The organism is Pseudomonas sp. LBUM1674 (assembly GCF_059695635.1).
Genome location: NZ_CP166779.1, coordinates 4,399,755 through 4,422,338 on the forward strand (window position 1 = coordinate 4,399,755; position 22,584 = coordinate 4,422,338).

22 protein-coding genes and 1 pseudogene are annotated in these 22,584 nt (G+C 61.7%); 13 read left to right on the forward strand and 10 right to left on the reverse strand.

Annotated features, from left to right (window positions below; genetic code table 11):
• The first annotated feature begins 238 nt into the window (after positions 1–238).
• The 5 genes from ACA067_RS20240 to ACA067_RS20260 all read left to right on the forward strand — a co-directional run bounded on the left by ACA067_RS20240 (position 239) and on the right by ACA067_RS20260 (position 5,333).
• The gene (locus ACA067_RS20240; RefSeq protein ID WP_497458188.1) at positions 239–928 is read left to right on the forward strand and encodes a GntR family transcriptional regulator; all 690 of its coding nucleotides are present in this window, start codon (positions 239–241) and stop codon (positions 926–928) included.
• A 22-nt stretch (positions 929–950) separates the two neighbouring features.
• Positions 951–1,628 carry a DUF2848 domain-containing protein gene (locus ACA067_RS20245; RefSeq protein ID WP_497458189.1) on the forward strand — a complete coding sequence of 226 codons (678 nt, stop codon included), beginning with the start codon at positions 951–953 and terminating at the stop codon, positions 1,626–1,628.
• Between the two features lie 7 nt (positions 1,629–1,635).
• The gene (locus ACA067_RS20250; protein ID WP_497458190.1) at positions 1,636–2,976 is read left to right on the forward strand and encodes an amidase; all 1,341 of its coding nucleotides are present in this window, start codon (positions 1,636–1,638) and stop codon (positions 2,974–2,976) included.
• A gap of 151 nt (positions 2,977–3,127) precedes the next feature.
• Entirely contained in the window at positions 3,128–4,456 is a 1,329-nt protein-coding gene (locus ACA067_RS20255) for an MFS transporter (protein WP_497458191.1), read from the forward strand.
• Positions 4,457–4,772: 316 nt separating this feature from the next.
• The gene (locus ACA067_RS20260) at positions 4,773–5,333 is read left to right on the forward strand and encodes a lipid-binding SYLF domain-containing protein (RefSeq protein WP_497452694.1); all 561 of its coding nucleotides are present in this window, start codon (positions 4,773–4,775) and stop codon (positions 5,331–5,333) included.
• A 74-nt stretch (positions 5,334–5,407) separates the two neighbouring features.
• Here the strand turns inward: ACA067_RS20260 and ACA067_RS20265 are convergent, their stop codons facing one another.
• Positions 5,408–5,779: a type II toxin-antitoxin system VapC family toxin gene (locus ACA067_RS20265; RefSeq protein WP_497458192.1), complete on the reverse strand. Its 372-nt coding sequence runs from the start codon at positions 5,777–5,779 to the stop codon at positions 5,408–5,410.
• A gap of 108 nt (positions 5,780–5,887) precedes the next feature.
• Here ACA067_RS20265 and ACA067_RS20270 point away from each other — a divergent pair, with 108 nt between their 5' ends.
• Both ACA067_RS20270 and ACA067_RS20275 read left to right on the forward strand, forming a co-directional pair.
• Entirely contained in the window at positions 5,888–6,292 is a 405-nt protein-coding gene (locus ACA067_RS20270) for a hypothetical protein (RefSeq protein WP_497458193.1), read from the forward strand.
• Positions 6,286–6,978, forward strand: a complete 693-nt coding sequence (locus ACA067_RS20275) for an RES family NAD+ phosphorylase (protein ID WP_497458194.1) — start codon at positions 6,286–6,288, stop codon at positions 6,976–6,978. The genes ACA067_RS20270 and ACA067_RS20275 overlap by 7 nt, the downstream gene beginning before the upstream one ends.
• Before the next feature lie 158 nt (positions 6,979–7,136).
• On the opposite strand, the gene ACA067_RS20280 is transcribed toward ACA067_RS20275, so the two are convergent.
• Positions 7,137–8,810: a tetratricopeptide repeat protein gene (locus tag ACA067_RS20280; protein ID WP_497458195.1), complete on the reverse strand. Its 1,674-nt coding sequence runs from the start codon at positions 8,808–8,810 to the stop codon at positions 7,137–7,139.
• 481 nt (positions 8,811–9,291) lie between these two features.
• Here ACA067_RS20280 and ACA067_RS20285 point away from each other — a divergent pair, with 481 nt between their 5' ends.
• Positions 9,292–9,828: a cupin gene (locus ACA067_RS20285; RefSeq protein ID WP_497458196.1), complete on the forward strand. Its 537-nt coding sequence runs from the start codon at positions 9,292–9,294 to the stop codon at positions 9,826–9,828.
• A gap of 9 nt (positions 9,829–9,837) precedes the next feature.
• Here the strand turns inward: ACA067_RS20285 and ACA067_RS20290 are convergent.
• Both ACA067_RS20290 and ACA067_RS20295 read right to left on the reverse strand, forming a co-directional pair.
• Positions 9,838–10,973, reverse strand: a pseudogene (locus tag ACA067_RS20290) (GABA permease).
• A 292-nt stretch (positions 10,974–11,265) separates the two neighbouring features.
• Positions 11,266–12,222 carry a GlxA family transcriptional regulator gene (locus ACA067_RS20295; protein ID WP_497458197.1) on the reverse strand — a complete coding sequence of 319 codons (957 nt, stop codon included), beginning with the start codon at positions 12,220–12,222 and terminating at the stop codon, positions 11,266–11,268.
• Positions 12,223–12,414: 192 nt separating this feature from the next.
• Here ACA067_RS20295 and ACA067_RS20300 point away from each other — a divergent pair, with 192 nt between their 5' ends.
• Genes ACA067_RS20300 through ACA067_RS20320 form a run of 5 tightly spaced genes read left to right on the forward strand, consistent with a single transcriptional unit; the run spans position 12,415 to position 17,225 of the window.
• Complete coding sequence (locus ACA067_RS20300; protein ID WP_497458198.1) at positions 12,415–13,467, forward strand: ABC transporter substrate-binding protein; 1,053 nt, start codon at positions 12,415–12,417, stop codon at positions 13,465–13,467.
• Between the two features lie 15 nt (positions 13,468–13,482).
• Positions 13,483–14,550 (forward strand): ABC transporter ATP-binding protein, encoded by a 1,068-nt coding sequence (locus ACA067_RS20305; RefSeq protein WP_497458199.1) that lies wholly within the window; start codon positions 13,483–13,485, stop codon positions 14,548–14,550.
• Positions 14,547–15,389 carry an ABC transporter permease gene (locus ACA067_RS20310; protein ID WP_497458200.1) on the forward strand — a complete coding sequence of 281 codons (843 nt, stop codon included), beginning with the start codon at positions 14,547–14,549 and terminating at the stop codon, positions 15,387–15,389. The genes ACA067_RS20305 and ACA067_RS20310 overlap by 4 nt, the downstream gene beginning before the upstream one ends.
• Complete coding sequence (locus ACA067_RS20315; RefSeq protein ID WP_497458201.1) at positions 15,386–16,174, forward strand: ABC transporter permease; 789 nt, start codon at positions 15,386–15,388, stop codon at positions 16,172–16,174. The genes ACA067_RS20310 and ACA067_RS20315 overlap by 4 nt, the downstream gene beginning before the upstream one ends.
• Before the next feature lie 37 nt (positions 16,175–16,211).
• Complete coding sequence (locus ACA067_RS20320) at positions 16,212–17,225, forward strand: proline racemase family protein (RefSeq protein WP_497458202.1); 1,014 nt, start codon at positions 16,212–16,214, stop codon at positions 17,223–17,225.
• 167 nt (positions 17,226–17,392) lie between these two features.
• On the opposite strand, the gene ACA067_RS20325 is transcribed toward ACA067_RS20320, so the two are convergent.
• The 6 genes from ACA067_RS20325 to ACA067_RS20350 are packed head-to-tail and all read right to left on the reverse strand — an operon-like array spanning position 17,393 to position 22,579.
• Positions 17,393–17,743: a RidA family protein gene (locus ACA067_RS20325; RefSeq protein WP_497462815.1), complete on the reverse strand. Its 351-nt coding sequence runs from the start codon at positions 17,741–17,743 to the stop codon at positions 17,393–17,395.
• A gap of 12 nt (positions 17,744–17,755) precedes the next feature.
• Complete coding sequence (locus ACA067_RS20330) at positions 17,756–18,934, reverse strand: NAD(P)/FAD-dependent oxidoreductase (RefSeq protein ID WP_497458203.1); 1,179 nt, start codon at positions 18,932–18,934, stop codon at positions 17,756–17,758.
• Positions 18,927–20,303 (reverse strand): FAD/NAD(P)-dependent oxidoreductase, encoded by a 1,377-nt coding sequence (locus tag ACA067_RS20335; protein ID WP_497458204.1) that lies wholly within the window; start codon positions 20,301–20,303, stop codon positions 18,927–18,929. Before ACA067_RS20335 ends, ACA067_RS20330 begins: the two co-directional genes overlap by 8 nt.
• The gene (locus tag ACA067_RS20340; protein ID WP_497458205.1) at positions 20,300–20,653 is read right to left on the reverse strand and encodes a (2Fe-2S)-binding protein; all 354 of its coding nucleotides are present in this window, start codon (positions 20,651–20,653) and stop codon (positions 20,300–20,302) included. The genes ACA067_RS20335 and ACA067_RS20340 overlap by 4 nt, the downstream gene beginning before the upstream one ends.
• Positions 20,643–21,785, reverse strand: a complete 1,143-nt coding sequence (locus tag ACA067_RS20345) for an NAD(P)/FAD-dependent oxidoreductase (protein ID WP_497458206.1) — start codon at positions 21,783–21,785, stop codon at positions 20,643–20,645. Before ACA067_RS20345 ends, ACA067_RS20340 begins: the two co-directional genes overlap by 11 nt.
• Complete coding sequence (locus tag ACA067_RS20350; RefSeq protein WP_307333209.1) at positions 21,782–22,579, reverse strand: ABC transporter permease; 798 nt, start codon at positions 22,577–22,579, stop codon at positions 21,782–21,784. The genes ACA067_RS20345 and ACA067_RS20350 overlap by 4 nt, the downstream gene beginning before the upstream one ends.
• Positions 22,580–22,584 lie beyond the last annotated feature (5 nt).

Here is a 22,584-nt window from a genome sequence, read left to right on the forward strand (position 1 = left end):
GGCCATGCAGCTAAGGTGCTCCCGATGAGCCCCTTACCTGCACGAAAATCGGACACGCGGGTACAAAATCGGGCACAAAAGTAACAAGTAACACTCCCCCAACGTACGCCCGGCGCCTCGCCGGTTCCGCACAGCCCTTATGAACCGCAGCGCTCAGCCAATTCTTGAGAAGTGGCATGACCTTTGCTCCCTCATCTGATAATCATCTGATATATCAGATGATTATCAGGAGTGAGACATGTCCGAACCTATCGATTTTTCCAGCCATCGCCAGCCCGCGATTGCCCCCGTTAAAAGCGCAGCCCAACTGCGCGAACTCGCCTATGCGCAAATCAAGCAGCGGATTATCAGCTGCGAGTTTCGCCCCGGTGATGCGATCAATGAAGCGCAATTGACAGCGACACTGGGGCTTGGCCGCACGCCGATCCATCAAGCGCTGCACCGCCTGGAAGTTGAAGGCATGGTCACGATCATGCCGCGCAAGGGCGTGATGGTGACGGCCCTGTCACTCAACGATGTGCTGGACATGATCGAAGTGCGCGTGAGCAACGAACAGCTGTGCATCAAGCTGGCGGTTGAGCGCGCTCACGACTCCGAGATCCAGGCCATGCGGGACATTCTCGAGCGCACGCCCGCCCTGCTGGCCAAACACGACGTGGCGGGGCTCATGTCGCTGGACCTGCAGTTCCACATGTCGATTTCCGCCGCCGCACACAATCGCGTGCTGGCCGAACTGCTGCGCAACCTTCACGAAAAACAGGCGCGCTTCTGGTACCTGACCCTGTCGGAAAACCACCATAGCGAACGCATCTACCACGAGCATCTGCAAATCCTCGAGGCGTTGGAACAGCGTGACGGCGACGCCGCCGTCGCGGCTGTCCATCACCACATCGACGATTTCCGTCGCGCCATCATGCGCACCCTTTAATCACTGATCACGAGAGCTCTTCATGACCCAAATGACATTCCAAGTAGTCGGCCAGGGTGAACACCAGGCCAGCATCAAGCACCTGATTATCGCCGGCTGGGCAGGACGTAACAGCGAAGCGGTGGAGCACCACATTGCCGAACTGGAAGCGCTGGGCGTGCGCCGTCCGACGCAGGTGCCGTGTTTCTACCGGGTATCGGCCAGCCTGCTGAACAACGCCGAAAGCATCCAGGTTCCTGGCAAGGATTCATCCGGGGAGACCGAATTCGTGCTGCTCCCCAGCGAGCAAGGGCTATTGATCGGCCTGGGTTCGGATCACACCGATCGCAAGGTCGAAAGCTATGACGTCACGGTGTCCAAGCAGATGTGCGACAAACCCATCGCCCGGCAGGTTTGGCGTTATACCGAGGTTCAGGGGCATTGGGATCAATTGGTGATGCGCACCTGGCGTGTGCGTGACGGCGAGCGTGCGCTGTACCAACAGGGCCCGGTGACCAACCTGCTGGCGCCGGAAACGCTGCTGGCGAAACTCAACAGCGACGCTGCGCTGCCAGCGGACACTGCCATGTTCTGCGGTACGCAATCGGTGATCGGCGAACTGGGCTATGGCGAAGCCTTTGAAATGGAGCTGTTCGATCCCGTACTCAACCGCAGCCTGCGCCACCAGTACGGTGTCGAGCCGCTGCCAGTCGCGGAGTGAACCCAAAATGAAGGATATTGCACAGTTCGCCCAAGCGCTGGCTGACGGCCGTACCACCAGCGTCGGCTTGGTCAAGGAAGCGTTGATCCGTATCGAGGCGCATCGTGCGGCGGGTGGGGTGGCCTATATCAGCGTCGATGCCGAAGGCGCCTTGCAGGCCGCGCAGGCCAGCGATCTGGCACGGGCTTCAGGTTACGTGCCCTCGCCATTGGCCGGGCTCCCGGTCTCTATCAAAGACCTGTTTGATGTGGCCGGACAAGTCACTGCGGCCGGCTCCAGGCTACTGGCCGACGCGCCGCCCGCCAGCAGCGATGCGCTGGTGGTCGAACGGCTGAGATCGGCGGGCGCCATTTTGCTGGGCCGAACCAACATGAGTGAGTTCGCCTTTTCCGGACTGGGGCTGAACCCACACTATGGCACTCCACTCACGCCCTCTGCGGCTGAGCGCATTGCCGGCGGCTCCAGCTCCGGCGCCGCAGTGAGCGTGGCATTGGGCATGGCGGTTGCCGGATTGGGCACCGACACTGGCGGATCCATCCGGATTCCAGCCGCGTTCTGCAGCCTGACCGGGTTCAAGCCCAGTGCCAGCCGAGTTCCCATGGCCGGCACGTTCCCCTTGGCCGTTAGCCTGGACTCTGTCGGTGCCCTGTCACGCAGCGTCGCCGACTGCATCCTGCTCGACCGGATACTCACCGGCGATCAGCTGGATACCCGCGCCGCGTCCCTGACCGGGCTGCGCCTTGCGGTCACCAAGGATTTGGTCCTCGATCAGCTCGATGCCGGCGTCGCCGCAGCCTTCGAACGCGCCCTGGACCTGCTCGCCAAGGCAGGCGCCTGCATTCGCTGGTTCGATTTTCCAGAACTGCATGAACTGCCCCGTATCAACGCGGCTGGCGGGCTGACGGCTGCCGAAGCCTGGCACGGCCATCGCCAGTGGCTCGAGGGCGACAACGCCCAGTGCTATGACGCGCGCGTCGCTCAACGCATCCGCCGCGGCGCGGCCATCAGTGCCGCCGATTACCTGGACATTCGAAGCGAACGCCAACGCCTGATCAGCGTGGCGGGTGAGCGTCTGGGCGACGCCGACGCCTGGTTGATGCCCACTGTCGCCGTGGTCCCGCCGAAGTTGGCAGACCTCACTGAAGACGATGCATTTTTCGCAACCAATGGCCTCGTATTGCGCAACACCAGCGTGATCAACTTCCTAGACGGTTGCGCCCTGAGTTTGCCGTGCCAGCGCGGCGACGAGCTGCCGGTCGGGCTGTCGATCGCCGGCCTGCATGGGCAGGACGCTCGTGTCCTGCAAGTGTCTCGCGCTATCGAGGCACTGTTACAAGAGCACACTTGATGCACTGCCGCTGAACCAGGGGCAGGCCCGGCCTGCCCTGTTTTACCTGACTGACTCACCGAAAAAATGACACGGCGGACCCTCGTGCGTCCTCACTCGCCTGCCAATCGGCTTGCGTGCCCAACTGCGCAACGAATTGACGAGATAACTTATGAACCGAAGTCACGCAAGTTCAACCATGGCGATCGACCTCGACCCGACGACGGTCGAAGTGGCTGCCGTCTATCGCAAGATCGCCTGGCGCCTTCTGCCGTTTCTGGTGTTTCTCTTCGTCCTGGCCTGGATCGACCGGGTCAACGTCGGTTTCGCCAAGCTGGCCATGCTGCAGGACCTGGGTTTCAGCGAAGCCGTTTATGGCCTGGGCGCCGGGATATTCTTCATCGGTTACTTCATCTTCGAAGTGCCCAGCAATCTGCTGCTGGAAAAAATCGGCGCCCGCCGTACCCTGGCGCGCATCACCATCATGTGGGGCCTGACGTCCATCGCCATGGCGTACGTCGAAAGCGCCTGGTCGTTCTATGTGCTGCGGTTTCTGCTCGGGGCCTTTGAAGCAGGCTTCTTTCCCGGCGTCGTGCTGTATCTCACCTACTGGTTTCCAGCGGCGCAGCGGGCAAAGATCAACGGCATGTTCATGACCTCCTTCGCCATTGCCGGCGTGGTCGGTGGCCCACTGGCCGGGTTCATCATGAGTCGCATGGTCGGGGTCGGCAGCCTGGCCAACTGGCAATGGCTGTTCATCCTCGAAGGCATTCCTTCGGTGATCGCCGGTTTCCTGGTCCTGCGTTATCTCCCGGAGAAACCGGCCAATGCCAAGTGGCTGAGCTCGGCACAACGCAAAATGGTCAGCGACACCATTGCCCGCGAAGACAAGGCGCCCGGCAAACACAGCGACCTTCGTTCCTTGCTGCGTTATCCCAAGCTGTGGTTATGCGCGCTGGTGTATTTCTGCCTGGTCAGTGGCAACGCGACCATTGCGTTCTGGACGCCATCCGTCATCAAGTCGTTGGGCGTCGATGACAACATGAACATCGGACTGCTCTCCTCGATCCCCTTTATATTGGGCACCGTGGCGATGCTGTGGAACGGCTTTCACTCCGACAAGACCGCTGAACGCCGTGTGCACTGCGCCATGGCAGCCCTGCTCGCCGGCCTCGGATTAATCTGCACCGGCCTGTTCATCGGCAATGCCGCGCTGGCGTTGATCTCCCTGACCGTGGCCGCCATGGGCATTCTTGCCGCTTTTCCGGTGTTCTGGTCGATTCCAGGTGCATTCCTGGCAGGCACCGCCGCCGCGGGGGGCATTGCGCTGATCAACTGCATCGGCAATCTCGCCGGCTTCGTCGCGCCCTACATGATCGGATGGCTGAAAACCCAGACCGGTAGCCTGTCCGCTGGCCTGTATCTGGTCGCAAGCTTTGAAATACTGGCGGGTGTGTTACTCCTGTTGTTATTCAAAGGGATCAAGGTGAGTAAGCCGTAGATTTGAGCCGCGATCCATATCTGAGCATCGGAGCACAACGTCGTCCATCGAATCGGCGTTGTGTTTCCCTGATGAACCATGGCCCTCTACTCCTTTGCTGAATGTAGCTTTGAATGACGAACCCCGCCCCCGCGCAGAGGTCAAAGCCAGTGATGGCATCGCCAATGATCAAAGGCCTCTGGCCTGCTTCATTAAAGGGCGAAGCCAGAAGCTCACACACTTTAGGGTGCGCCGGATAACTTCAGCAGGCTCGGATTCTGCCCGGGCAGGTGTTGACTGCTGCTCACATCCAATGCTCCCGTTTCGGAGTACGAACATGACTCAGTCAATGCGGTTCTTCCTATCGATCGTCCTCGCGACAGCCTCACTGGCATCGGCGAGCTTCCTGAACACTGCAGGTGCGGCAACCGCCGAGGATCTGAATGCCGACTCTCGGCAAGCGTTACAAACGCTCTACAAGGCCACGCCCTTTGCCGAAACCATTTCGCACAAAGCCAAAGCGATTCTTGTCTTCCCGAAAATCATCAAGGCGGGCCTGGTGTTTGGTGGCAGCTATGGCGAAGGCACATTGATGAAGGGCAAGCAGGTAGAGGGCTATTACAACTCCGTCACCGGGTCATGGGGGCTGCAGGCAGGCGCCCAGTCGTATGGCTATGTGGTGTTCCTGATGACCGATAAAGCCGTGAACTACGTACGCGAATCCAAGGGCTGGGAAATCGGCGTAGGTCCGACTGTGGTGGTGGTGGATGCAGGGGTGGCGAAGAATCTGTCCAGCTCGACGTTGAAGGACGATGCCTACGCGTTCATTTTCGACCAGCAGGGGTTAATGGCCGGGGTGAGCATCGAAGGCACCAAGATTTCCCTGATCAAGCGTTGAAGGCGTCGTTTGGCGCAGGGATGCGCCAGACCCAAAATCGCCGGGCGGTTCGAGTGCTGTTCATGGATTGAACCTCAGTGAACCCAGTCTTCGAAAGCCAGTCCTTCAATGCGGCTGAATTCGCGCACATTGTCCGTGACCAGTGTGCTGCCTGAGGCCATTGCATGGCCCGCGATAGCGGTGTCGTTCTCGCCAATGAGCAAACCTGCCAGCGTGAACTGGAGCTTCGCCTCCACCGTTGCGTCTACGGCACTCTGATCCCAGGGCAGCACCGCATCCAGGCGTTTCACAAACTCATCGACCAACGTTTTGTGCTTGGACGACGCCTTCTTGCCGATCTGCCCGTAACGCATTTCGGCGTAGGTAATCGCAGAAATCACGATCCGGTTGTTTCGCTCAACCGCTGCGGCCAATCGCTGCAACACAGACTCGGGGCGATCGCGCATGATGAACTATCGAGAACGAATCCCTTCTGTCCACTGGTCGAGATGGCTTGCTCTATAGATTCAATAAAACTATATTTGAGTCTATAGATTCTATGTGAGGTATTAAACATGGCCGTCGCCCTCCAGGAACAGGCATTCACCAAGAGCCAGTGCGTGACAGGTCTGCGTGCGGCGGTTGGCATTCTCGAAAAATGGGCCGCGTCCAGCGACCAGGCCTGTCGCATCCTGCGCATTTCCCGCAGTACTTACACCCGCGCCAGGCAGCGCGATCCCGCCTGGGCCGTGGCGCTGGATTCGGACCAGATGCAGCGCATCAGTTTTGTGCTCAACATCCACGCCGCGCTGCGCCTGGTCTTCGATAACCCGGAAAACGTCTATGGTTTTCCTTCGATGGCCAACGACAACGAGTTTTTCAATGGGCGTAGCCCGCTCGAGATCATGTCCCAGGGCGATATGATTTCCCTGTATGAAACCTTTCGGCGCATTGACGTGCTGCGGGGCGCGCAATGGTGAGGCTCGGCGAACTGGCAGTGCTTGCCGGCGCGCAGTTACAGGCCTACCGTCTGGTCAATTCGAAGTTTCCGCCCATCGCGTTGTTTGATGATGTCGCGGACGAGGACGAGTTTGAGCTGCTGTATCAGCTACAGGCGCTGACCAATCCCAGGCTGAAAAACGAAGTGGGTCACCTTGAGTTGATTCCGCGGGCAGAGATCCCGTTCGGTATTCCTGGCTGCTCTTACGCAACGGCGCCTTTTACCCACGTCAACCCGGCGGGTTCGCGGTTCAGCGACGGCAGTTTTGGCGTGCTGTACCTGGCGGACTCCGTGGAAACGGCGCTGGCCGAGGTTCGGCATCACCAGAGTCTGTACTGGTCGAATGTGCCGAGTCTCAACTATGAGCGGTTTGTTTTCCGCGGACTGTCCTGTTCCTTTGTCGACGTGGCGATGAAAGATGCCGCGTCCATCCCGACGACCGATCCGGTCTATGATCCTGTCGATTACACCGATTCCCGTCGCCTGGGGAGGTCTGTCAAGGAAGCCGGATGTCCCGGCATTCGCTACAACTCCGTGCGCATGCAGGGCAGTCATTGCTGGGCACTGATGACGCCACGAGCGGTTTTATCGGTTGTTCAAACTGCGCATTACGAGATGGTCTGGAATGGGCAGGTCACCAGTGTCAGCAAGATCAGCGAGGCCTGATTGCGCCCTCCGCCCTCACGCCAACCCCTGTAGGAGCCGGCTTGCTGGCGAAGGCGTCTTCATGGGCGCTGCAAGGCTTGAGGCCGTCTTCGCTGCGGTGCGGCGATCCGACAAGCCAGCTCCTACAGGGATTAGCGTAGACGTGCTGATTCCGGGCATCAGTTGCAACAACGCTCCCCAACCCGACAAAAACACGATGCCGTAATTTCCACATCAGCCCGGGCCATCGCCAGGTCCAGTCGAGTCTGTGCAGCGGCCGCATCAGCGTCCCGGCCCAGCCGTTTCAGGCATTCCACATACCCGTGCAGGCTCCACACATTGTCCAGATGCCAGGCCGCACGGCTGAGGGTGTTATCCAGCCCCAGATCGGCGCGATAAGCCTGCAAGGCTTCTTCCACCCTGCCCTGCTCCAGCAGCAGCGCGCCCAGCGCATGCCGGACCGGCTGCATCCAGCCCCACGGTTCGTCATAGGGCAGGTTGTCATCCAGTGACCGCGCCTGGCGCAACTGAGCAAACGCGCTGTCGTAGTTGCCTTTGCGGTACTCGATTTCCCCGCTCAGCATCGCGCCGGCCACCGCCAGGATGTCGATGCAGGTGTTGTTGAAGACGTAGCGGGTTGCCGGCACCCGGGTCAGGGCATCGAGGAAGAATTGCTGTTCGGTTTCTGCCGCCGCGACATGCCCACAGGCAGCGTGCGCCACGCCCCTGGCGTAATGCAGCATGGCCGTGGTCACGCAGTACAGCGCCTGGTCGTTCGGCAGCGGGGTGGCGAGGATGTCCTGCCATTTGCCGAAGCGTATCTGCACATGAACCTTCATCGACACGAAACCTTCGAGCCAGTCGGCCATGGGCGGCTGTTCCACGCGCAGCAGTTCTTCGCGGAGGGTCGCCTGCAGTTGATTGGCGGCGTCCAGGGCCGGTTGGTACTGGCCGAGGAACATCGCCGAATAGAGTTTGAAGTGGTAGTTGTGGCAGCGGTACAAGGTATAGAAGTTGAGCGGACCTTCCTGTTCCAGGTATTTACTGTCGGCCTGGATCGCCCGGCTATTGGTGATCATGGCGCCACGGTAATCGCCACAGAGCACGTCGATGTGCGACGGCATATGACGCAAGTGTCCGGCGTCCGGCACCAGGTCACGCAGGACATCGCCGGCGCGCAACGCCCGCTCCGGGTGCGGCGACATTTCCATGGTGTGGACGTACATGTGCAGCACACCCGGGTGCGGTGCATCGCCGTGTTGTTCCATGCGCTGCAGCGCCTGTTCCAGCACGGCCACCGCCTCAAGGGTGTCGGCGCCCGCTGTCGGTTGACCGGTGCGCAGGTCCCACAACAGCCACGGTGTGCGGTCGATCATGGCCTCGGCAAACAACGCAACGACGTCGGGATCATCGGGGAAGGCTTTATAGACATCGCGCATGGACGCCGCATAGGCATCGTTCCAGCTGAAGAGTTGCTCAAGGCTCGTCGCCTGGTTGGCCTGATAGCGTTGCTCCAGTGCCCGGATCAGCCCCTGCTCCACCGGCAATGCACTGTCGATATGCGCCAGCGCGGCTTGTGTCGCCAGTCGGGCCTGGGCCACGGCCTCTTTCAACTCCTGCTCGATGAAGGCATCCCAGCGCTTGTTGTAGTTGGGGCCCGAGGCGTAGGCGATGCCCCAGTAAGCCATTGCGCAATCGCGGTCGTGTTCGATCGCCTTGCGAAAACAACGGATGGCTTCATCGTGGTTGTAGCCGTAGCACCATACCAATCCACGATCGAACCAGAGCTGGGCCTGGGGCGAACGGGTCGTTACCGGGCGGCTGTAGGTACCCAGATCGTAATAGTCGTCCATCGATTCATCCTCCCGACCAACGCCTGAAACCTCACAGGAAATCCTTGCAGACCCGAGAGGTAAAGAGGCCTGGTTTCCTGGAGACCATCGATAGTTCAAGAGGTCCAGCATACCCCGGCGGTGTTGGCTGAGCAGTGTAGCCGACGACAGGCCAGGTGCTCTCGAAGACGAGGAAACTTGCTCAAATCACAGGGGCAGCGGGCGATACGGTGACATGCCATTGGGTGATCCAGGCCCTGGATGACACAGGCCGTGCACTGGCCGTTGTGACGATGACCAACCAGGACGGCGACACCTGGATGGGGAGACCCGCGGCGTCATGCCAGGCCCGAAAGAGCGAGAAATAATGCTGCGGATGCTCGCCGAAGGTGATCCCACTAACGGTGCAACGCACCTTTGCGAGTACCGGGAGTCATAGTAGACATGCCTCATCCGTCACGACTTCACCACGCTGGCGTTGCCAGGTTCTGGAGGTCTTCCCATGACCAATTCGCAAGTTGTAGCGACTCCCGCACAAACCCTACTGCTCGAACGTAACGGTTGGGTACCCAACAACCCGCGCCTGCCGGTGCTCATTTACCCCAAGGCCATTGCCGTACAGGGCAGCGACCCGGCGGCGCTGTTCGAGAAAACCTTCAACGCCAATGGCTGGCCAGCGCAATGGCGCTACGGCGTCTACAACTACCACCACTATCACACCGAAGGTCACGAAGTGCTTGGCGTCGCCAGCGGCCACGCGCGCCTAATGCTTGGCGGCCCCGAGGGCCATGTGCTGGAAGTCGGCCCGGGCGATGTGTTGCTGCTGCCAGCGGGCACCGGCCATTGCAACCTGGATTCCAGTGACGACTTTCTGGTGGTCGGCGCGTACCCGCCGGGGCAGCACGCCGATATCTGCCGCGAGGCGCCGAGCGCTGCGCAACTGGCGAGCATCGATGAGCTGCCGTTTCCCGACCGGGACCCGGTGCAGGGTGTGGAGGGTGCGGTACGCCAGTATTGGGTCGGTCAGCGCCGGCAATAAAACCCTGACCTATCCCAGGGAAGCGGCCTCTTCGGGCTGCGGCTGCTCACGCGAAGTCACCAGGCCGATAAAGGAAATCAGCAACGCCAGGCCGATGGTCGTACTCACCTCGGTACGGTGCTCGGGTGTCACCATCATCACCGCCAGTGCCGCAGAGATAAATCCGATGACCAGCCAGGTGAGCCAGGGAAACAGCCACATGCGAAAGGTCAGTTCGATGTTCTGGCGGCGCAGCATCCGGCGCATGCGCAACTGGGAGACTGCAATCACCAGGTACACCAGCAAGGCGATGGCGCCAGAACTGGCGAGCAGGAACTGGAACAGTCCGGCGGGCATGAAGTAACTGAACAAGGTCACGCCCGCACCCAGTACGGTACTGGCGATCACCGCAGCGCGTGGCACGCCGGCTGACGACGTTACCTTCAGCGCTTTGGGCGCATCGCCACGCCGGCCCAGCGAGTACAACATGCGCGAGGAAATGTAGATCGAGGAATTCATGCAGCTGGCGACGGCAATCAGCACCACCACATCCACCAGCAGTTTGGCGTGGGGAATGTTCATCAATTCCAGCGCCCGCTGGTAGGAACCCACCGACGCCAGGAGCGGATCGTTCCAGGGCACCACGGAAATGACCACGAAGATCGACAGCAGGTAGAACACGCCGATGCGCCAGATCACCGAGCGCGTGGCCTTGGCAATGTTCTGTGCAGGATTACTCGATTCAGCTGCCGCGATGGTCACCGCTTCCGTACCGATGAAGCTGAACATGATGGTGATGAAGGCACCCACCACCGCCGACAGGCCGTTGGGCGCAAATCCGCCATGCTCATCCATCAATCGACTCAAGCCGCTGACTTCCCGATCGGGGCCCAGCGGCCGATGGCCTGGTCGGCATAGGTGGAGAACGACCCGGTATCCGGGTTGGCAACCGCCATTTCACCCAGCATGCGCATGACCAGCACGACCAGCAGGCCGGAGAACAGATACGCCAGCATGACGGCCGGGCCAGCCGCGGCAATGGCGTGCCCGGAACCGACGAACAATCCTGCGCCGATGATTCCCGCGATAGACAGCATTGTGACGTGGCGCGGCTTGAAGCCCTGCGCCAATTGGCCATTCGAATCCTTGGAGGTCGGGCTGATCATTGGTTGTTATTCTCTGGTGATCGACATTTAAGCGTACTGACTGAGGTCAGGCGATCATCATTCCTTCCTGTAGCCCCTCCTGGAAGCGGCACTCCTCAAACGCTACTGCACTTTTCAGATCGGTCATCACGATGTGTGCACCGCGCCTGAAAAGATGCGCCACCTTACCCGCCTTGCCCGCCAAATCAGTTACATGATCGCGCCGCCTCCGTATCTGATCTCGCCACGCGCGAACAGGGCCGGTTGAATAAAGGGGGGACACCGAGCCAGACGACTCAGCCGTGCAACGCCATCAGCCTGACCGCTCCTGGCGCTGGTACTGCCGCGGGCACACGCCAAACCGGGCGCGAAATTCCCGGGAGAAATGCGCGCCGTCGGAGAAGCCGCAGTCCATGGCAATCTGGGTGATGCTGCTGTGGCTGTTCAACAGCAGCCAGCCGCCGTACTCGACCCGCAGCGAGCGCTGGAATTCCATGGGTGAAAGCCCCAGCGACTGCTGGAATGCCCGTGTCAGCTGGCGCCGCCCGAGCCCTACATAGCGCGCGATGGCATCCAGGGTCGGCAGGCTGTCCATGCGCTGCTCGATATAGTGCGCGGCCTGACGCACGCGCTCATCCTTGATGTCCGCCAGGTTGGCATAGAAGTGTGCCTGCGGCTGCCGCCCCGGGCGAATGCCCTGCAGCATCATGTGCCGCACCGCCTGCTGGGCTTTTTCCCGGCCGCAATGCCGGGCCACCAGGTACAACCCGAGGTCGATGGCCGCGGTCGAGCCGGCACAGGTGATCAGGTCGCCTTCGTCGATGAACAGATGATCCACCGCCGCCGGGGTCTTGGGGAAACGTGCCCGGAACGCATCCAGCACGTTCCAGTGCACGCACACCGAACGGTTGCCAACCACGCCTGCCTGCGCCAGGGTGAAAGTCCCCGTGCAAATGCCCAGCAAGCGCGTACGACTCGCGGCGGCGCGCTGCAACCAGTCACGCAAGGGGTTGGGCAGATGGGTATTGAGGTAATCGTTGCCGCCGCAAATGGCCACGTAATCGAAGGCTTCAAGATCCTGCGCCAGCCCCCCGGACACCTCCAGCGTGATCCCGGCGCTGGAGGTTCGCGGCAATCCGTCCACACTCATCACACGCCAGGCCGTATGGATCTGCCGGCTGCCGCCGCCGAGGTCGGCGGACAGGCGCAATACATCGACCAGGCCGGAAAACGCCGCCAGGGTGAATTGATCCAGAAGGACCAGTCCCACTGACAGCTGCGGTCGACTGCCTGCCCCAGGATCGGGGGAGTCAGGTTGAAGGCAATCTCGATGCAGCGGAGTCGTTTTTGGCATGACCTAACTATTCAACTTTAAGACCCCGAAGTGCAAGCGCTCGCAGCAACGATACGAGCAAGATTCAGACAAGGGGAACAGTCCAACAACGCCCCAAGGGGACACACGATGAAACTGAAGACAGGTAAGAAAATCACCGCTGCTCTTTTAGTTACCGGCTGCATCTCCTCATCGGCCGCCATGGCCGAACAGCAAAAGCTGACCGTGGCGTTGTACGGCGGTAACTGGGGTGAGGCGTTCCTCAAATGTGTTGCAGAACCTTTCACGAAAGCGACCGGGATTGCCGTTGCAGCGGAGGTCGGCACCTCGACCACCACCCTGGCCAAACTCCAGCAACAGAAGTCCGACCCGACGATCGATGTGGCCTGGATGGACGGTGGCATCAGTGAATTGGCCTATGCCGCCGGGGTCGTCGCCGATCTCGATCCGGCGGCCATTCCCAACCTGAAGAACGTGCAGGAAAAAGCGCTCTACTCCGATGCCGGTCATACCTTCGCCGTCAGCAGCGGTTTCTATTCCCTTGGCCTGACCTACAACACCAAGGAAATCAAGGAGGCGCCCACCAGCTGGAAAGACCTGTGGAAGCCGGAGTATGCCGGCGCCATCGCCCTGCCCTCGCCCGCCAACTCTTCCGGGGTGCCCTTTGTGTTCTTCATGGCCGATGTCTGGGGCATCGACCGGGCCAACCTGGAACCGCTCTATTCCAAGCTGGGCGCGCTGGACACCGCATTGTTCTTCGACAGCTCGGGTGCCGCCACCAATGCCTTTCAGAGTGGCGAAGCGATCATCGGCGCGCATTTCAACGTCGGTGCCTGGGACTTGATCGACAAGGGCGCGCCCATCGGCTTCACCATTCCCAAGGAAGGTGCCTGGGCCACCGATGCGCGCCTGCACCTGATCAAGGGGGCGAAGAACAGCAAGGCCGGTGAGCAGTTCATCAATACCGCACTGACCAAGGAAGCGGCGTCCTGCCTGGCCGGCAAGCTGTACCTGGGGCCGGCGGTGAAAGGTGTCGAGGTGGCTGATGACGTGGCCCGCAAGCTGCCATGGGGCGTGGGCGGTTCGATCGACAACCTGCGTTTGTTCGACTGGAGCCAGATCAACGCGCAGCGCGCCAGTGTCACCAACGACTGGAACCGCAAAGTCACCGCCAAAAACTAGCTCAAGAGGTCTGCAATGTCAGTTTTGTTGAGCATCGACAGTGTCTGTAAAAGCTTCGGGCCGTTCCAGGCGCTGGACAACATCCACCTGGACATCGAGCAGGGCGAATTCATCGTGCTGCTCGGCCCCAGCGGTTGTGGCAAGACCACCTTGCTGCGCTCGATCGCCGGCTTCATGCAGCCCGATTCCGGCCGCATCGCGATCGAGGGCCAGGATGTGAGTCGGCTGCCTCCCTACCGTCGGCCTCTGAATACCGTGTTCCAGAACTACGCCCTGTTCCCACACATGACCGTCCTGGAAAACGTCGCCTACGGACCGCGGCGCCAGGGAGTCAATCGCGCCGAGGCACGGCTCAAGGCTCGAGAAGCCCTGGCGATGGTCGGCCTGGAAGCCCTGGAGGAGCGTTTTCCCCGCGGTTTGTCCGGTGGGCAGCAGCAGCGCGTGGCCCTGGCTCGCGCCATCGTCAATCAACCGAAACTGCTGTTGCTCGACGAGCCGCTCTCGGCCCTGGACATGAAGCTGCGCAAGCGCATGCAGCTGGAACTCAAGCACCTGCAGGCCAAGCTCGGCATCGCCTTCATCTTCGTCACCCACGACCAGGAAGAGGCGATGACCATCGCCGACCGTATCGTGGTGATGAATGCCGGACGGATCGAACAGGTCGGCGCCAGCAGCGAGATTTACAGCGCCCCCGCTTCGCGCTTCGTCGCCGACTTCATCGGCGAGGCCAACCTGATCGGCTATCAGGCCAGCGATAGCGGGGAGATTCGCCTGGGGATCGCTCATACACCGATTTCGAGCGCGGCAAAAGATCTCCTGCCCCACGGCGTGGCGGTGCTGCGTCCCGAACATCTGCAGGTGCTGGATGCATCGAGTCCGGCGAGCGCCAGTTGCTGTGAACTCAAGGGCACGGTGACCGATATTGTCACCGTGGGCAGTCATACCCTGGTGCACTCCCTGATCGACGGGCAATCGATCGTGGCGCGCACCATGGGTTTCCCCCGCGCCGACCTGATCACCGGAAGTGCCGTGCGCCTGGGCTTCAATCCCGCGCACCTGCATCTGATCGGGGAGCCGGTATGAAACGCCCGGTGCTCGCCCCCTCGTTGATGCTGTTCGGTGCCCTGGCCTTTTTCACGGCGTTCTTTCTCGCGCCTTTCGCCGTGGTGATCTTCGCCAGCCTGACCAAGGGCGCCGATCAGGCGTTCACCCTGGAGCACTACGTCAGGGTGCTGGGCGACCAGTACCACTGGGATGTGATTCTGGTGACCTTCCGCATCGCCGCGCTGACCACCCTGATCTCGTTGCTGCTGGGGTATCCGCTGGCCTGGTACCTGGTGCGTGTCGTCAAATGGCGTGCCTGGCGCCGTGCCTGCGTGATCCTGCTGGTGGTGCCGATGTTCACCAGCAACATCGTGCGCTCGTTCGGCTGGATGGTGCTGCTGGGGCGCAAGGGCCTGGTCAACCAGAGTCTTATGGAAACCGGCCTGATCGATACCCCGGTGCGCTTCCTGGGCACCGAACTCGGGATCCTGATCGGCATGGTGTACATCCTGCTGCCGTTCATCGTGCTCGCGGCCGGCAACGCCCTGGCGCAGGTCGACCCGGCCTTCGAACAGGCCTCCGAGGACCTTGGCGCCAGCCCCCGCGCGACCTTTTTCCATGTGGTGCTGCCGCTGACCATGCCCGGCATCATCTCCGGCTCGATCATGGTCTTCACCCTGGCGGCGAGCGCCTACGTCACGCCGGCCCTGCTGTCCGGGGGACGGATCTCGGTGCTGTCGATGCTGATTTTCCAGCAATACAGTTCGGTCTTCGACTTCAACTACGGCGGCGCGCTGAGCGTCGTGCTGCTGATCTTTACCCTGGTCATGGTCGGGTTGGCCGGGCGAGTCGGCAGTATCCGGGGGAGCAACTCATGATCACTAAAATACTGGTCAGGCTGGTGGCCTGGGCCGTGCTGGGCTACATGCTGCTGCCACTGGTGGTCATCCTCGGCGTCTCCGTCACCGCCTCGTCATTCCTGGCCTTCCCGCCACAGGGCTGGACGCTGGACTGGTACGCCAAGATGCTCAGTGATCCAAGCTATGTGGCGTCCTTTGCCACCAGCACCGTCCTGGCCCTGGTCGCCACCTTTGTCGCGGTGCTGCTCAGCGTGCCGGCCGCCCTGGCGATGGCACGCTACGACTTCCCCGGCAAAGCCACGATCCTCGCCGCCCTGACTTCACCGCTGGTATTTCCGCACATCGTGCTGGGGGCGGCGCTCTTGCAGTTTGGCGGCTACTTCGGCTTGACCCGCAGCTTCCTGGCGTTGTTGATCGGTCACACCATCATCATCTCGCCCTTCGTCCTGCGTTCGGTGCTGTCGATGCTGACGCCTGAGCAGCGCGCCCTGGAAGAAGCCTCGAGCGATCTGGGCGGTACCCCCTGGGCCACCTTCTTTCTGGTGGTGCTGCCGCAGATCCGGCCGGGGATTGTCACCGGGTCGATCTTTGCCTTCATCTCGTCATGGATCAACGTGGAGCTGTCGATCTTCAACACCACGCCGGACCTGAACACCATCCCGGTGAAGCTCTTCAACTACGTGCAGTACACCGTCGACCCGACCATCGCCGCCGCTTCCGGCGCCACCATCATAGTCGTGGTGGTCGCCGTGATCATTCTAGATCTTTGCATCGGTCTCGACCTGTTATCAGAACGCAAATAACCACCCCACCTACATCCCGTAAGCCAGGAGTTCAGTCATGCGCATGCAAGACACGTTCGATGTCATCTATACCCATACCGAAGGTGAACCACTGTGCATCGTCCACAGCGGCATTCCCTACCCCGCCGGCTCCAGCATCCTGGCCAAGCGCGCCTTTCTCGAGCAGAACTATGACTGGCTGCGCAAGGCACTGATGCAGGAACCGCGCGGCCACAAGGACATGTTCGGGGTGTTTCTCACCCCGCCTTCCAGCAGCGAGTTCGACGCCGGGCTGATCTACATGGACGGCAGCGTGTATTCGCACATGTGCGGCCACGGCACCATTGCCGTGAGCATGGCGATGGTCGCCCTGGGCCTGGTGCCACGTGGCGCCGATGGCATCACCAAGATCCGTTTTGAAACCACCGCCGGCCTGGTGGTGGCCGAGGTGGCTTCGGAAGGTGACAACGTGCTCTGGACGCGTTTCGAAAACGTGCCGGCCTACGTGGCCGCCCAGGACATCCCGATCCATCTTCCCGGCTATGGCGACCTGAAGGCCGACCTGGTGTGGGGCGGCAACTACTTCGGCATCATCGACCTGACCGATTGCGACTTGCGCATCAGCCCGGACAACGGCAGCGAACTGTCGCGCCTGGGCCTGCTGGCACGCGAGCAGATCAACCGGCAGATGAAGATCCAGCACCCCACCGAAGCCCATATCAACGACCTCAACTTCATCACGTTCTGGCATCCGGCGACCATCGAAGGCGCGTTCTACAAGAACGTCCACGTCTTCAGCGCCGGCCAGCTCGACCGCTCTCCCGGCGGCACGGGCACCAGCGCGATGATGGCCATGTTCGAGGCCCGGGGCAAACTGGGCCTGAACCAACCCATCCTGTCCGAAGGACTGCTGGGCAGCGGCACCTTTGAAGGCTGCCTGCTCGGCGAAGTCGACCTCAACGGCACCCGCGCAGTGCGTCCGACCGTCAAGGGCACGGCCAGCATCCTCGGGACATCGCGCTGGGTAATCGAGCGTAATGACCCGGTGGGGGCGGGTTTCGTCATCAACTGACCGGGTGCAGTCAACAATTCTGTATGAACCAAACGCCTGGTCGCTGCATCAGGCGCTTGGTTCACTGTGAGTCGCTTGAGCCTCTCGCTTCAAGAATGGCGATAAATCATCATTTTCCAACCTGGAGTCGACCGGTGCTCCCGGTCCACTCCATCGACCACTGGCGATCAGCCCGCCGCGACCACGGTGATTTCCACCAGCAGGTCCGGCGCGGCCAGGCGCGATTCAACGGTGGCACGGGCAGGCGCGTGGCCTTCGGGCGCCCAGGCGTCCCACACCTCGTTCATGCCGGCGAAGTCGGCCTGGATGTCCGACAGCCAGACCTGTGCGCTGAGGATACGGGTTTTGTCGAGGCCGGCCTGGGCCAGGAAATTGTCGATCTTGGCCAGCACCTGGGCGGTCTGGCCCTTGATGTCCTGGGTGCGATCGGTGGCCGTCTGGCCGCCGAGAAAGGTGAAGCCGTTGCATTGAACGACACGGCTCATGCGTTGATTGGTTTCGATGCGTTTGATTTCCAGCATGTGAACTCCTCAGTGTTGCGCGATGGTTGAAGCGGATTGAAAGGATGCAGACGGCTCGCTGGCCGCCAGTTTGAAACGGTCGATGGCGAACGGTTCCAGTGAAATGTCCGAATGTTCGCCAAGAATGTGTTGGGCCAGCCGTTTACCGGTGCCGGGACCCATCTGAAAGCCGCTGCCGCAAAACCCGAATGAATAACTCAGGTTACTGGCTTTGCGACTGGCGCCTATCACCGGCAGGTCATCGGCCGTGAAGGCTTCGACCCCGGCCCAGACGCGGTTGACGCCCAGGTGTCGCAAATGCGGAAACAAGTCGGTGACCGTGCGCGCGCTGCTGCCCAGACGCTCCATCTCGACCTCGCCATGGCGCGCCAGAAAATCCAGCGACCCGACCAGCTTGCCGCCGATCACCACCGTACCATTGGCGAACTGCTTGAACGACAGTGCTCGTGTTGTGGCACCCAACACCGGGACACAGAAAGGCGCGACGCGATGGGTGACCATCAGCATCAGGCCCTCCGGATGCACGGGCACCGGCTCGCCGATCTGCGCAGCCAGTCCTCCGGCCCAGGCGCCCGCCGTTACCACCAGGTGCTCGGCGCTGAAATGGCCTGCAGGTGTGCTCACCCGCCACTGGGTACCTGTCTGCTCGATTTGTTGCGCCGGGGTGTTTTCGTGAATCCGTACCCCGCGTTTTTGCGCGGCCAGGCGAAACGCGGTGACGGTTTTAAAAGGCACCGCAAAGCCATCGTCCTTGACCCAGATGCCGCCCGTTACATGCCGTGACAGGGCCGGCACTGTGTCGAATACCTGTTGCCGGTCGACCAACACTTCATGGCTGAAACCCAACGCCTGAAGCTGCTCGACCCGCAACCGGCATTCCTCCAGATCGGCCTGACTCTCCGCCAGCTTGAGCTGACCGCTGGGGACAAAACCGCCGTCATCGCCCAGGGTATTTTTCAGGTCATGCCACAGATCACGCGAGGCCAGGGCCAAGGGAATTTCCGCCAGGTGGCGACCCAGGGTGCGCACGCCACCGGCATTGACGCCGGAGGCATGGCGCCCGCAATACTCCGCTTCCAGTACGGTCACCTTGACCCCGGCTTGCGCCAGGTACAACGCCGTGCTCAGGCCATGGATGCCACCGCCGATCACCAGCACATCTGCCTGGCGTTTGTTCGACTCACTCACCGGCCAGCTCTCCCAAAGTGATGGGTTTGATCGGTGGACGAATGCGGTAGTAACCCACTTCCGCCGCGGACACGCCGCGGGCCTTGGCGATGACTTCGGTCACGGTCAGGCCGCACATGCGCCCCTGACACGGCCCCATGCCACAACGACCGAATGACTTGGCCTGATTCGGGCCCGCGCACCCCAGGGCGACAAAGCTGCGCAGTTCACCCGCTGTCACTTCTTCGCAGCGGCAAACCATCACTTCATCGGCCGGAATGCGGTTTTGTTCTTTTGGTTGATAAAGCGCGTCGAGAAACGGCCGAATCCGCAGGTTGGCCTCCAGTTGTACGCGCAACGGTCGGGCCTGGTTATCACGTTCCGTGCTGCCGATGGTTTTGAGTCGGGCGGCAATCCCCAGCGCTGCCAATTGACCCTGCACCGCCGCTGCCTGGGCGCCACCGATGCCCGCACCGTCGCCGGCAACATAGACACCAGGCACATCGAGTTCGCCCCAGGGATCGGTGACCGGGCGGAAACACAGCTGATCCACGTCCCATTCATGGCGCGCGCGCAAGGCTTGGCTGAACTGGATATTCGGCACCACGCCTTGATGCAGCAGCACGCAACGGGTATCGATGCGCTGCACCTTGCCGGAGGCGCTGAAGGTCAGCGCCTGGGCCGCCTCTTCGCCCTCGACCGCCAATTGTTCGGCACCCGTGTAATGAGCGATCCCGGCACTGCGCAGGCTGCGCATCAGTTCCAATCCCTTGCGCAAATACGGCCAGGCGCGCAGCGCGGCAAACAGGTGACGGCGGGCACGCCAGTAATCTTCGGGTCGCGTGGTGTCGACCAGCGCCTTGATCGTCACACCGGCCCGCAGATACTGCCAGCCGAGCAGATACAGCAGAGGGCCACAACCGGCCAGGACCACCGGTTCGCTCGGCGCCAGGCCTGAGCTTTTCAGCAGAATCTGCGCAGCGCCGGCGCTCATCACCCCGGGCAAGGTCCAGCCGGCAATCGGAAACGGCCGTTCCATGGCACCGGTCGCCAGCAGCACGGCCTTGGCGTCCAGGGTATACAGACGACCTTCGCGCAGGTAACTGACCTGATGATCCCGGGTCACCTGCCACACCGATGCGCCTTTTTCATAGCGCACGCTCGAAGAGGTCAGGGCCTGGGCCAGTTGATTGCCGTGAGCATAATCGGGCCCCAGCAGGTCCCGGCGGGACAGCGGCGCCAGGGTGATGCCCCGATAAATCTGGCCACCCGGACTGCCCTGCTCATCCAGCAACACCACCTGCAAGCCCAGCCTGGCCATCTGCGTCGCGGCCGCCATGCCGGCCGCGCCGGCGCCAATCACCACCACATCCACGCTTTCACGGTTCATGACTGCACCTCCACGGCCTGGACATTCAGCGGTTGATAGATCAAATCCCGAGCCCCTTCCTGGGAACGGATGCGCATGCCGTCAACCACTTCGATCAGGCAGCTTTGGCGGTTGGGAACGCCGTCGATGTCCACCAGGCACTCGAAGCACACGCCCATCATGCAGTAGGGTGCCCGGGGCGACTCGCTGACCGGCGTGGCGCGAAAGCGGTTGATGCCGGACATCAGCAATGCCGCCGCGACGCTGATGCCGGCGGGCACGCTCAGCGGTTGATCGTTGAAGGTCAGGCTCACCGTCCGCGTCGCCCTGACCTCACTGATGACCGGTTGAAACAGCGGATCAGTGCGCATGTGAAAACACCTTGTCAGTTAGAAAACGATCACCGGAAAACACCTCTAGCTCATCAGGTCGCGCCCCGCCCATGATCCACGGCGCGATACGCAGGGCATGGGCGGCCGCCAGGGTCACGCCGCTGTGGCAGGTGACCACGAAGGCACCGGGTTGCGCGCTGGATTGCTGATAGATGGGAAAGCCGTCCGGGCTCAGCACCCGCAAAGCGCCCCAGGCCCGGACCAGCCGCACCTCGCGCAGCAAGGGAAAAGTCGCCACACCGCGCCTGGCAATCGCGGTCAAAACTTCGGTGGAGGTGCCGTCATCGAAGCCCACTTCCTCCATCGAATCGCCCAGCTGCACGGTGCCTTCGTCGGTCTGGCGGACGTTGAGGGTCGGGTACTCGAGAAAGGGCCGGACCCGCTCGCTGATCAACACCTGCCCGCGATTGGGCGCCACCGGTGCATACAGCCCCACCTGACGCGCCAGCGCCGCGTTGCCCAGGCCGGCGGCCAATACGATGCGTGGCGCCACGAAGCAACGCTCGCCGGCCCGGACCCGAAACTCACCGTGGGCGCAATCGATGCGATCGACCTGCACGCTGCCATGCAGTTGCGCGCCCTTGGCCTGCGCCGAGGTATGCAGGGCCCGCAGCAGCTTCAATGGATTGACGTGGCCATCCTGGGAGGTGTAGCTGGCGCCGATCACTTTAGGTCCGATCAGCGGCAACCGCGCTTTCACTTCGGCGGCGTCCAGCATCTCGTACGGGTAATCGCCCAGGGCATCCTGCAAAGTCTGCAATCGCGACTGGCGCTCCAGCAGTTCTTCGTCGCTGAAGCACGGGTGAAAACCACCCGGTTGCTTGAGCTGCACGTCGACCCCGCTGTCGGCCATCAGCGCTTGCGCGAACGCCGGCCAGCGACTCGCCGAGGAGCGGGTCCAGCGCGCGTAATCCGGCAGGTCATGACCCTTGCCCTGGACCCAGACCAGCCCGAAATTGCCCCGCGAGGCACGAAACGCGTCGTCGCCCTGATCAAGGACTACGGTGTCGACACCGCTGCGGGCCAAGCCATAGGCCACCGCCGTCCCCACCAGCCCGCCGCCGACCACAATCACGTCCGACTGCACGACGTTGAGTCTGTCCTGGCTCATTTGCCTTCTCCGATCAATACCCGATCCAGCCCGACCATGCGATCCAGCACCAGCATCAACACCAGGGTGCCGACGATCAGCACCGTGGAGACGGCGGTGATCAACGGATCGATGGTCTGGGAAATCTGGTTGTACATGGCCACCGGCAAGGTCGTGGTGCCGGGCGTGGCGACGAACACGGTCATGGTCAGTTCGTCGAAGCTCTGGATGAAGGCCAGCATCCAGCCGCCGATGACGCCGGTGCGGATGCGCGGCAGGACCACCCGGTGAAAGGCTGTCCAGCGCCGTGCCCCGAGCGACAGGGCGGCCTGTTCGATGTCGCGCTCCAGGCCGATGGTCGAGGCCAGCGTCAGCCGCAAGGCATAGGGCAGCACCACGATCACATGGGTAATGCTCAGTGCCCAGAAGGATCCGCCAATCTGCGCCATGGAGAAAAACCGCAGGAACGCAATGCCCAGCACCACGGAGGGAATCATCAGCGGCGACAGCAGGAAACCGGTCAGTGTGCCGCGCCCCGGAAACTCGTAACGGCTGATCGCCAGGGCCGCCGGGACTGCCAGCAACGTAGCGACGGTGGCCGAGACCAGGCCAAGTTTGAGCGACAGGAAAAACGCGTCGAGCATTTCCTGGTTCTCCAGCAACGCCCGGAACCAGCGTAACGACAAGCCGTCGGTGGGCAGCGACAGGTAACCCTTGTCGGTAAACGCCATCGCCATCACCACCAGCAGCGGCGCGACGATGAACGTGATGAACAGCAAATGAAACAGCAGCGAGAAAAATCCGTTCTTGTGCATGGCGG

What these genes read in the sequence shown, in the direction of transcription:
- ACA067_RS20240 (WP_497458188.1), top strand. Translation starts at nt 239, where the DNA reads ATGTCCGAACCTATCGATTTTTCCAGCCATCGCCAGCCCGCGATTGCC.
- ACA067_RS20245 (WP_497458189.1), top strand. Translation starts at nt 951, where the DNA reads ATGACCCAAATGACATTCCAAGTAGTCGGCCAGGGTGAACACCAGGCC.
- ACA067_RS20250 (WP_497458190.1), top strand. Translation starts at nt 1,636, where the DNA reads ATGAAGGATATTGCACAGTTCGCCCAAGCGCTGGCTGACGGCCGTACC.
- ACA067_RS20255 (WP_497458191.1), top strand. Translation starts at nt 3,128, where the DNA reads ATGAACCGAAGTCACGCAAGTTCAACCATGGCGATCGACCTCGACCCG.
- ACA067_RS20260 (WP_497452694.1), top strand. Translation starts at nt 4,773, where the DNA reads ATGACTCAGTCAATGCGGTTCTTCCTATCGATCGTCCTCGCGACAGCC.
- ACA067_RS20265 (WP_497458192.1), bottom strand. Translation starts at nt 5,779, where the DNA reads ATGCGCGATCGCCCCGAGTCTGTGTTGCAGCGATTGGCCGCAGCGGTT.
- ACA067_RS20270 (WP_497458193.1), top strand. Translation starts at nt 5,888, where the DNA reads ATGGCCGTCGCCCTCCAGGAACAGGCATTCACCAAGAGCCAGTGCGTG.
- ACA067_RS20275 (WP_497458194.1), top strand. Translation starts at nt 6,286, where the DNA reads ATGGTGAGGCTCGGCGAACTGGCAGTGCTTGCCGGCGCGCAGTTACAG.
- ACA067_RS20280 (WP_497458195.1), bottom strand. Translation starts at nt 8,810, where the DNA reads ATGGACGACTATTACGATCTGGGTACCTACAGCCGCCCGGTAACGACC.
- ACA067_RS20285 (WP_497458196.1), top strand. Translation starts at nt 9,292, where the DNA reads ATGACCAATTCGCAAGTTGTAGCGACTCCCGCACAAACCCTACTGCTC.
- ACA067_RS20300 (WP_497458198.1), top strand. Translation starts at nt 12,415, where the DNA reads ATGAAACTGAAGACAGGTAAGAAAATCACCGCTGCTCTTTTAGTTACC.
- ACA067_RS20305 (WP_497458199.1), top strand. Translation starts at nt 13,483, where the DNA reads ATGTCAGTTTTGTTGAGCATCGACAGTGTCTGTAAAAGCTTCGGGCCG.
- ACA067_RS20310 (WP_497458200.1), top strand. Translation starts at nt 14,547, where the DNA reads ATGAAACGCCCGGTGCTCGCCCCCTCGTTGATGCTGTTCGGTGCCCTG.
- ACA067_RS20315 (WP_497458201.1), top strand. Translation starts at nt 15,386, where the DNA reads ATGATCACTAAAATACTGGTCAGGCTGGTGGCCTGGGCCGTGCTGGGC.
- ACA067_RS20320 (WP_497458202.1), top strand. Translation starts at nt 16,212, where the DNA reads ATGCGCATGCAAGACACGTTCGATGTCATCTATACCCATACCGAAGGT.
- ACA067_RS20335 (WP_497458204.1), bottom strand. Translation starts at nt 20,303, where the DNA reads ATGAACCGTGAAAGCGTGGATGTGGTGGTGATTGGCGCCGGCGCGGCC.
- ACA067_RS20340 (WP_497458205.1), bottom strand. Translation starts at nt 20,653, where the DNA reads ATGCGCACTGATCCGCTGTTTCAACCGGTCATCAGTGAGGTCAGGGCG.
- ACA067_RS20345 (WP_497458206.1), bottom strand. Translation starts at nt 21,785, where the DNA reads ATGAGCCAGGACAGACTCAACGTCGTGCAGTCGGACGTGATTGTGGTC.
- ACA067_RS20350 (WP_307333209.1), bottom strand. Translation starts at nt 22,579, where the DNA reads ATGCACAAGAACGGATTTTTCTCGCTGCTGTTTCATTTGCTGTTCATC.